This window comes from Okeania sp. SIO3B5, assembly GCF_010692555.1.
Taxonomy (GTDB): Bacteria; Cyanobacteriota; Cyanobacteriia; order Cyanobacteriales; family Microcoleaceae; genus Okeania.
Window position 1 is genome coordinate 1 of the sequence record NZ_JAAHHG010000728.1, and the last position, 3,950, is coordinate 3,950.

Consider the following 3,950-nt stretch of genomic DNA (forward strand, 5'->3'; position numbering starts at 1 on the left):
TAGACTTGGGCCTGGGATAATTTTTCCTTTGTATGTCTTCTACAACCCCTGATTCCTCTTGACTCTTGAGTTTTCACTACTCCCTACTCCCTACTCCCTACTCCCTGTCGAGCGCAAAAAGACTTTTGAGCGCAAACCCTATGTAGATAATCATAGGTTTCTAAGAACGGCAATTATGGCGTTATATCATGTTCGGATAATCACTTATAGCGCTGTGCGCAGGCAACAGGCAACAGGCAACAGGCAACAGGCAACAGGGGGAATGAATTGCTGATCATATAAGACTTTTAGCTATTTGGCCCCTCCTGCAATTTGTAAATATACCAGCGCTCATTGCTATATAAAAAAACTTTATCCCTTTTAACCCTTTCTTCCCTTCTGCCTCCAGCATAGCTGCCTTCTGCCTTCCTTCCTCTAAAGTGTAAGTATTCAACCGAACATGATATTACATAAATGCGGGATGATTTCAATAGTTTTGTGGAATGGGCATCTTGCCCGTTCCCCATTTGGTATCTTTCTACATTGATTTTCCTTTCTACGGCATTCGCGATCGCTAAGATACTATGAAACTTTTTTTAGTTGAATAAAAAGTCATGCGTAGGGGCGAACGACCCCTTATAGTATTTATGGTATCACAAAAATTGTGAGAATGGAACTGAAAATCCTTTCACCCCCTGATTTTTTTCTGGAGCTTAATAAAATGAAACTGTTGCTGGTTTTTCACTGAGAGGGGACAGATGGAAAGATTCGACTGCGGGAAAAGCAAATATTTTTTGAGCTTCACAAAATGAAGACATTTCTGGTATTTTTCCTGGGGAAATATTCTTGAATGCTTGATTGTCTACAAACAAGGAATTTTAGTTGAATAAAAAGTCATGCGTAGGGGCGAACGACCCCTTATAGTATTTATGATATCACAAAAATTGTGAGAATGGAGCCAAGAATCCTTTCACCCCCTGATTTTTCCTGAGCTTCACAAAATGAAAATATTGCTGGTTTTTCACGCTAGGAGGGATAGATAGAAAAATCCCACTGCGGGAAAAGCAAATATTTTTTGAGCTTCACAAGATGAAGATATTTCTGGTATTTTTCCTGGGGAAATATTCTTAAATGCTTGATTGTCTACAAACAATGAATTTTAGTTGAATAAAAAGTCATGCGTAGGGGCGAACAACCCCTTATAGTATTTATGGTATCACAATTTTTGTGAGAATGGAACCGAAAATCCTTTCACCCGCTGATTTTTTTTAGAGCTTCACAGAATGCAAAAGTTAGAAGCAAACATCTTTGACTGGCATTACCAGGTTTTACCAAGTTTTGCCAAAATTGTGTAGGTATTGTACAGCAGTTCTATAAACACTCAAACTCAGTCAGGGATTACTTCTAGCTTCTAACTTCTAGCTTCTAGCTTTTGATTTTTGACTTCCAAATTCTAACTTTTGACTTTTGACTTTTGACTTCTGACTTCTAAAACAAGGCCCCTTTTTACTGTACTGTAGAAAGAATGACCAAAATTATTTACTGGAAATTATTAAGATATGACAGCATCTGCCCCTACTCGTACCGTTCGGATCGGTTCCCGCAAAAGTCAACTAGCTTTAGTTCAAACCTACTGGGTACAAGAAGAACTCCAGAAAAATTTCCCAAATATCACATTTGAAGTCCACACTATGTCTACTCAAGGAGACAAAATTCTAGATGTAGCCTTAGCAAAAATTGGGGATAAAGGACTTTTTACCAAAGAACTAGAGTTGGGAATGCTGCAAAACGAAACTGACTTAGCAGTTCATTCTCTCAAAGACTTACCTACAAATCTGCCAGAAGGTTTAGTTTTAGGTTGTGTCACCGAACGGGAAAACCCGGCAGATGCTCTAGTCGTCCATGAAAAGTTCAAAGATAAACAACTTGAAGCATTACCAGAAGGTGCTGTGATTGGTACATCTTCCCTCAGACGTTTGGCACAACTCCGTCACCATTACCCCCATTTTGAATTTAAAGATGTTCGTGGCAATCTCAATACTAGACTAGCAAAACTGGATGGTGGAGAGTATGATGCCCTAATTTTAGCTTTTGCTGGTTTGCATAGATTGGGTATGGGCGATCGCATTCATCAGGTTATACCGCCAGAAGTTTCTCTTCATGCAGTTGGGCAAGGTGCTTTAGGAATAGAATGTCGTGCTGGAGATAATGATATTCTCGATCTATTGAAGAGTTTGGAACATACTTCTACGGCTCAGAGATGTTATGCCGAACGTGCTTTTTTGAGAGAGTTGGAAGGTGGGTGTCAAGTTCCTATTGGTGTCAATACTAAAGTAGAAGGGGAAGAACTGAGTTTAACTGGTATTGTTGCTAGTTTAGATGGTCAGAAATTAGTTAAAGATGTTGTTACTGGTGGTGTTAATGATGCGGAACAAATAGGTATTGAATTAGCTCAGAAATTAAGAAAACAGGGTGCCCAAGAAATCTTAGATGAAATTTTGGCAGAAATTGACCGTAGTTAGTTTTACAGCAGTTTTCGAGTAATGAGGTACAAAGTTTTATTGCCCAAGGGAACAGAGAAGAGGAAATATAACAATAGTCTTACAACTGTACCTCACGCTTCCTCAAAAGTGCTGTAAATTTAGGACTTATATCATGTCCGGTTGAATACTTATACTTTACTGGAAGGAAGGCAGAGGGCAGAGGGCAGAGGGCAGAAGGGAAAGAAAGGTTAAAAGGTAGAAGGTTTTTTTATCTTTCTTCCCTCCTGACTCCTTCGTCGTTCATTTATAACTGTTTAACCGGACATAATATTAATCTTCAGGAGATTGCTTGCTGCTCCAAAACTGTTGAAGGGCTGACTCATCAACTATGGAAGCTGACTCACCATCTATAATCACTCGTTTACCAAAAAATTGGGTTTAAAGCCTCGCCCATAAGCGGGCGACTTTTTGGTTGTTTTTTTTTAATAAATATGTTATCATAGTGCTAGTTCAGATAGGAATTATGAAAGCTAGATTTAGGTATCGTATTTATCCAACAACGGGGCAAAAACACCAATTAGCCAAGCTATTTGGTTGTGTCCGTGTGGCGAGTGAATGATAGTCTAGCTTCCTGCCAAGAAAAGTATACACTAGAAGAAAATAAACCCAACTTATCTGAACTACAAAAACAGTTTATCACATCTGCTAAAAAAACTGAAAATAGAGAGTGGTTATCAGAGGTTTCTGCTATACCATTGCAGCAATCATTGAATGATTTAAACCAGGCGTTGCTCTAACTTTTTTAGATCGACTAAAGGTCAAAGAAAAGGTAGACCTATTAAACCTCCAGATTGCTTCGTTCCTCGCAACGCTCCGCGATTTAAAAGTAGGAAATCAAAACAAACTGCTAGATTTACATGCATGAGGATTTAAAGTTGGTCAACATAAAGTCTAGAAGCGCCAAGATAGGAAAGCTAAAAATAGTTTCGCCCGTGAGAGTTACCTGCTGCTCCATCATCAGTAACAGTAATTAAAGATTGTAGGGGCGATTCGCGAATCGCCCCTACTAGATATTTCTTGAGTTTTGTAGTAGAAATACAACCAGAAGTCTTACCTAAAACTGATAATTCAGTAGGTATAGATTTAGGTATTAAAACCTTTGCTACATTTAGTGACGGTACAAAGGTTGATGCTCCTAAGCCACTAAAGAAACGAATTAAGAAGTATCAAAAGTTAAGTAAGTCATTATCTCATAAAACTAAAGGCTCTAAAAGGTATGAAAAAGCCAGGGCTAGAGTGGCTAAGTTCCATGCCAAGCTGAAAGATACGCTTGACAGATTTTCTACATAAATTATCTACTGAAATAATTCGTGAAAACCAAACAATTGTTTTAGAAGTATAACAACGTTTCTGGAATGGTTAAAAACCGTAAATTATCCAGAGCAATTTCTGATTTAGGTTGGAGACAATTCCGGACATTCTTAGAAG

6 protein-coding genes are annotated in these 3,950 nt (G+C 38.4%); 4 read left to right on the top strand and 2 right to left on the bottom strand.

Going from position 1 to position 3,950, the window contains the following annotated elements; translation table 11 throughout:
* Positions 1-692: 692 nt before the first annotated feature.
* Together F6K54_RS41560 and F6K54_RS41565 are read right to left on the bottom strand one after the other, a co-directional pair.
* Complete coding sequence (locus tag F6K54_RS41560; RefSeq protein WP_293090342.1) at positions 693-851, bottom strand: hypothetical protein; 159 nt, start codon at positions 849-851, stop codon at positions 693-695.
* Between the two features lie 149 nt (positions 852-1,000).
* On the bottom strand, positions 1,001-1,132 hold the full coding sequence (locus tag F6K54_RS41565) for a hypothetical protein (RefSeq protein WP_293090343.1): 132 nt from the start codon (positions 1,130-1,132) through the stop codon (positions 1,001-1,003).
* 406 nt (positions 1,133-1,538) lie between these two features.
* Between F6K54_RS41565 and hemC the strand changes: the two genes are divergently transcribed.
* From hemC to F6K54_RS41585, 4 genes are all read left to right on the top strand, one after another.
* Positions 1,539-2,501, top strand: a complete 963-nt coding sequence (hemC, locus tag F6K54_RS41570; RefSeq protein ID WP_293090344.1) for a hydroxymethylbilane synthase — start codon at positions 1,539-1,541, stop codon at positions 2,499-2,501.
* A 484-nt stretch (positions 2,502-2,985) separates the two neighbouring features.
* On the top strand, positions 2,986-3,081 hold the full coding sequence (locus F6K54_RS41575) for a helix-turn-helix domain-containing protein (RefSeq protein ID WP_293090345.1): 96 nt from the start codon (positions 2,986-2,988) through the stop codon (positions 3,079-3,081).
* A complete protein-coding gene (locus F6K54_RS41580) occupies positions 3,065-3,259 on the top strand; it encodes a hypothetical protein (protein WP_293090346.1) in 195 nt (64 codons plus the stop codon). Before F6K54_RS41575 ends, F6K54_RS41580 begins: the two co-directional genes overlap by 17 nt.
* A gap of 280 nt (positions 3,260-3,539) precedes the next feature.
* Positions 3,540-3,812 (top strand): transposase, encoded by a 273-nt coding sequence (locus F6K54_RS41585; protein ID WP_293090347.1) that lies wholly within the window; start codon positions 3,540-3,542, stop codon positions 3,810-3,812.
* The last annotated feature ends 138 nt before the right edge of the window (positions 3,813-3,950 follow it).

Excerpts from the sequence above, each read along its gene's own strand:
- F6K54_RS41575 (WP_293090345.1), top strand. The coding sequence starts at position 2,986 with ATGAAAGCTAGATTTAGGTATCGTATTTATCCAACAACGGGGCAAAAA.
- hemC (WP_293090344.1), top strand. The coding sequence starts at position 1,539 with ATGACAGCATCTGCCCCTACTCGTACCGTTCGGATCGGTTCCCGCAAA.